Genomic DNA, 4,718 nt, shown 5'->3' on the forward strand with positions numbered 1-4,718 from the left:
GGTCTGGGGGCAGCGCCCCCAGGTGGAAGCACGCAACAGGCACCCGCCAACGAAATGGGGGACGCACGCTGACGCAGGCGTCCCCCCGACCTGAGACCCCCTTGCAACTCAACCTACTCAGGGGGTCCGACAGGATCAGAAAGCCAAGGCCTCCCGACCGAAGAGGATCAGAGGTTCGGGAACCAGATCTTGATCTCCCGCTCAGCCGACTCGGCCGAGTCCGACCCGTGCACCAGGTTGTACTGCACCTCGGTGCCGAAGTCGCCGCGAATCGTGCCGGGCGTCGCCTTCTCGACGGGGTCGGTCCCACCGGCGAGCTGGCGGAACGCCGGGATCGCCCGGACACCCTCGACGACGAGCGCGACCAGCGGCCCACCGGTGATGAAGTCGACCAGGTCGCCGTAGAACGGCTTGCCGTCGTGCTCGGCGTAGTGCTGCTCGGCGGTGGCGCGGTCCGCCGTCCGCAGCTCCAGGGCGGCGAGCTTCAGCCCCTTGCGCTCGATGCGGGCGATCACCTCGCCAACGAGACCACGCTCAACGCCATCGGGCTTAACGAGAACCAGGGTGCGCTCGGACACGACGGTACGACTCCTCGAAGAACTGGTACGGGATGTGCGGACAGGGTAGCGAACGCCACAGCTGACATAGTGCGCAGCGTGAGTGCAAAGCACACCGGATCCGCGTTGACCGGCGCCGCGGTCCTGTTCGTCCTCCTGAGGCTCCTCGCGGTCTCCCACTACGACTGGCACACCGCCTTCGCCCTGCTTCACACCCTGGAGCTGGACGACGCGCCCGGTCTGTTCCTGGGCACGTTCATGGCCGACGACCGCATCAGCACGGTTCTGCTGATGATCGTCACGCCGGTGACGTTCTTCTACTTCATCCGCACTCGCAAGGAGCCGGACAACGCGCACGCGACGCCGCTGCTGGCGTTGATCGTGCTCGCGGCGCTGATGGTGTCCCACACGCTGACCTTCCACCGCTGGTGGGTCGCGCCGGGTGCCGTGGTGATCGGCGCGGTGATGGTGCTGGCCATCCGCAACGCGCGGTGGTTGCTGCACTGGTTCGCGTGGATCCTCGCGGGCACGGCGCTCACCGTCGCCGCGGTCGTCAGCACGCCGTGGGTGCCGAAGGAACGCATCAACGACCAGGACGAGGTCTACGTCTTCGAGACCAGCCCCGGCTTCCTGAAGGTCCTCAAGGCGCAGGACCGCGAGTTCACGATCCTGCGCACCGAGGACGTCCGCAAGCGCGAGGAGCTCAAGGACCACTAGTGCACGAGCACGGGCCGTTCGGAGTGGTCGACGGCCACCTGCCGCAGCACGAACACCGCCAGGCCCAGCGCCACCGCGACCAGCACGGCGGAGATCCAGAACGCCAGGTGGAACCCGGAGGTCAGCGCCTCCAGCCGGCCGACGCCTGACGCCACCAACGACGACGTGTAGGTGGTCGACGCCGTCGCCAGGACGGCCAGGCCCAGGGCGCCGCCCACCTGCGCGGTCGTGTTCACCAGGCCGGACGCGAGGCCCGCCTCGTCGTGCGAGGCGCCGGACATCGCGAGCGACATCAGGGCCGGGAACGACAGCCCGAGGCCGATGCCCAGCGGTGCCACGGCGGGCAGGATGTGCGCGAGGTACGAGCCGTCGACCGGCACCTGCGTGAACACCACCATGCCGGCCAGCATGAAGACCAGGCCCACGATCAGCATTTTGCGCTCGCCGAAGCGGGAGTTCAGGCGGGCCGAGAGCGACACCGAGAACACCGCGATCGCGCCGGCGACCGGCATGAACGCCAGGCCGATCTGCAGCGGCGTGTACTGGAGCACGAGCTGCATGTAGAGCGTGCCGAGGAAGAACAGGCCGAACATGCCCGCGACCATCGAGATCTGCACCAGGTTCGCGCCGGTCACGTTGCGGGACTTGAACACCCGCAACGGCAGCAGCGGCTTCGCGGCGGTCCGCTGCCTCACCACGAACCCGGCGAGCAGGGCCACCGCGACAGCACCCAGGCCGAGGGTGTGGAACGAACCGAAGCCGTAGTGCTCGACCTTCACGATCGTGTACACCCCGAGCATCACCGCGGCCACGATCAGCAGCGCGCCGAGCACGTCCGCCCCCTCGCGCAGGCCCAGCCCCACCGAGTCCGGCACCAGGCGCACGGCGGCGAAGGCGGCCACCAGGCCGATCGGGATGTTCACGAAGAAGATCCAGTGCCACGACATGGCGTCGGTGAGCACGCCGCCGAGCAGCAGGCCGAGGGACGCGCCGGCGGCCGCGACGAAGCTGAACACGCCGATGGCGCGCCGCTGCTCGTCCTTCTCGGGGAACATCGTCACGACCATGCCGAGCGTCACGGACGTGGCCAGCGCGCCGCCCGCGCCCTGCACGAACCGGGACACGATCAGCATCTCGGCGCTGAAGGACAGGCCGCACAGCAGCGACGCGACCGTGAAGACGCCGAGGCCGATCAGGAACACCTTCTTGTGCCCGATCAGGTCGCCGAGACGGCCCGCGAGCAGGAGCAGACCGCCGTAGGCGATCAGGTACGCGTTCACCACCCAGGCGAGCCCCGCCTGGCCGAACCGCAGGTCCTCCTCGATCGCGGGCAGCGCGACGTTCACGATCGTCTGGTCCAGCACGATCATCAACATCCCCGCGCACAGCACGATCAGCGCGAGCCAGCGCGCGTCGGTCTTCGATCCCCCTGATGTCATGAGAGGAACCGTAACAGATAGTTTTTTACGGGACTATCTCTTACCCAACTGCATGGCGCAGCGCACGCTTGCGCGGCGGCTTCTCACACGGCACGAGAGTGCTCAACCGGCCTTCGACCAGCCGCGTCAGGCCGTTGACCAGGCCCGTTCGTTCGTCATCCGGCAACGACCCCAGCACGCTGCCCACCACGTCGTCGTGCAGGCCGTCGGCCTTCGCCACGATCTGGCGGCCCAGCTCGGTCACGACCACGACGCGCGCACGGCGGTCCGTGGGTGACGGCTTGCGCTCGGCGTACCCGGCGGACTCGAGCGCGTCCATCGTGACGACCATGGTCGTCTTGTCGATGCCGACCCGGTCCGCGATCTCGGTCTGCGTGAGGTCCGCGTCCAGAGCGCTGGAGAGCACGCAGCGGGCTCGCGGAGTCAGTCCGATCTCCGCGAGCCTCGCCGTCAGCTCGGTCTCCAGCGCGTGTCCCGTCCGATGCAGCAGCATCATCAGGTCAGTACACCCCGTCGTGCCCATGGCACCACGGTACCAAATTGATCCGGAACAAAACTGTTTCTCAGCGGAACTATCGCTCCAGCACGACGACCGACCGTGCTGCTCCCACCTTCTTCTCTCCGGTCAACGGCTTCCAGTCACCGGCGGGCAGCGTGACGACCTTCTCGGTCGGGTACGGGTTGATCACCACGACCAGTCCGCGGCGGCCGCTGTCGACGTCGGGGCCGACCGTGTCGTCGACGTGCATGACGATCACGCCGGACTCGGCCGCGGGGAACGACACCTTCTGCTGCACCAGGTCCGCGTTCCCGAGCGAGAACAGCGGCGACGACTGGCGGATCCGCAGCAGTTCCAGGGTCGCGTCCAGCGAGGCCCGCATGTCCGCCGGTGACGGCTTCGGCCGGGCCAGCAACGGCTTCGCGTACGGCCACTTCGACTCGTTGTCCGCCGCGGGCGGCAGACCGCGACCGAAACCGTTGTCGCGCAACGACGGGTCGTAGGAGTTGAACCAGTCACCCGAGTCGTAGCTGTTGCGGTCCAACGACTTCGAGCGCAGGAACTCGGTGCCCGCGTGCACGAACGGCCGTCCCTGCCCCAGCAACGCCGGTGCCAGCGCCACCGTCTGCATCTTCACGCGGTCGGCGGCGGACGTCTCGGGCTTCAGCTTGTACGTCAACGCGTCGAACAACGTCTCGTTGTCGTGCGCGTCGACGTACGTGATGGCCTCCAACGGCTGCCCGGTGTACCCCGCTGCGGAACCGTTGTAGTTCACGTCCCGGCCGGCGACCACGGGCCCGGCCGTCGACCGGAACCGGTACGACGCCATGTTGCCGGCCATGCCGAGCTTCACGAGGTCGCTGTAGTTCTCCAGCCGCGCGGCCACGTCCCCGTTGGCGGGCGAGGAGTTCACGTCCCCGGCCAGCCCGGAGCCGAGACCCTGCACGCGCGGGTCGTCGTCGAACGGGCCGCCGCCGCGAACCGCGTCGCGCAGCCGGTCGCTGAACGTGCCGATGCCCGTTCCGGCCAGGTTCGCCTGGGTGGCCTGCTCGAACCGGGCGTTGCCGGCGACCTCGCCGAAGTCCCATCCCTCGCCGTAGACGCCGATCCTGCGCCCGTCCACGCCGTCCTTCTCCACGGTCAGCGCGTCGAGAGCCGTGCGCACCGCGAGGATGTTGGCCTTCGGGTGGTGGCCCATCAGGTCGAACCGGAACCCGTCGACCTTGTAGGTGCGGGCCCAGCGCACCACCGAGTCCACGACGAGCTTGCCCATCATGGCGTTCTCGGTCGCGGTGTTCGCGCAGCACGTGGAGTTCGCGACCGAACCGTCGAGGTTGAGCCGCTGGTAGTAGCCGGGCACGACCTTGTCGAGCACGGACGCCGGCGCGTCGCCGGAGGCCGCGGTGTGGTTGTAGACCACGTCCACGACCACGCGGTTGCCGTTGTCGTGCAACGACTTCACCATGTCGCGGTACTGCTTCGAGCGCGCCCACCCGTTCTGCGCGT

At 68.4% G+C, this 4,718-nt stretch carries 5 protein-coding genes; 1 reads left to right on the plus strand and 4 read right to left on the minus strand.

Translation table 11 applies throughout. The features are described 5' to 3' along the window. Nucleotides 1–167: 167 nt before the first annotated feature. A complete protein-coding gene (gene ndk, locus VF330_RS40585; RefSeq protein WP_330857078.1) occupies nucleotides 168–578 on the minus strand; it encodes a nucleoside-diphosphate kinase in 411 nt (136 codons plus the stop codon). A gap of 78 nt (nucleotides 579–656) precedes the next feature. Here ndk and VF330_RS40590 point away from each other — a divergent pair, with 78 nt between their 5' ends. After that, entirely contained in the window at nucleotides 657–1,274 is a 618-nt protein-coding gene (locus tag VF330_RS40590) for a hypothetical protein (protein WP_330857079.1), read from the plus strand. Here the strand turns inward: VF330_RS40590 and VF330_RS40595 are convergent. The 3 genes from VF330_RS40595 to VF330_RS40605 form a co-directional block, all read right to left on the minus strand. Continuing rightward, nucleotides 1,271–2,713, minus strand: coding sequence for a DHA2 family efflux MFS transporter permease subunit (locus VF330_RS40595; protein ID WP_330857080.1), 1,443 nt, complete (start codon nucleotides 2,711–2,713; stop codon nucleotides 1,271–1,273). The two genes, VF330_RS40590 and VF330_RS40595, sit on opposite strands and share 4 nt — an antisense overlap. A 40-nt stretch (nucleotides 2,714–2,753) precedes the next feature. Beyond that, nucleotides 2,754–3,236, minus strand: coding sequence for a MarR family winged helix-turn-helix transcriptional regulator (locus VF330_RS40600; RefSeq protein WP_330857081.1), 483 nt, complete (start codon nucleotides 3,234–3,236; stop codon nucleotides 2,754–2,756). Nucleotides 3,237–3,285: 49 nt separating this feature from the next. Beyond that, nucleotides 3,286–4,718: alpha-1,6-glucosidase domain-containing protein (locus tag VF330_RS40605; protein ID WP_330857082.1), on the minus strand; the 1,433-nt coding region annotated here is incomplete at its 5' end.

This window comes from Lentzea sp. (genome assembly GCF_036380075.1).
Lineage (GTDB): Bacteria > Actinomycetota > Actinomycetes > Mycobacteriales > Pseudonocardiaceae > Lentzea.

What these genes read in the sequence shown, in the direction of transcription:
- VF330_RS40595 (WP_330857080.1), bottom strand. Translation starts at nt 2,713, where the DNA reads ATGACATCAGGGGGATCGAAGACCGACGCGCGCTGGCTCGCGCTGATC.
- VF330_RS40600 (WP_330857081.1), bottom strand. Translation starts at nt 3,236, where the DNA reads ATGGGCACGACGGGGTGTACTGACCTGATGATGCTGCTGCATCGGACG.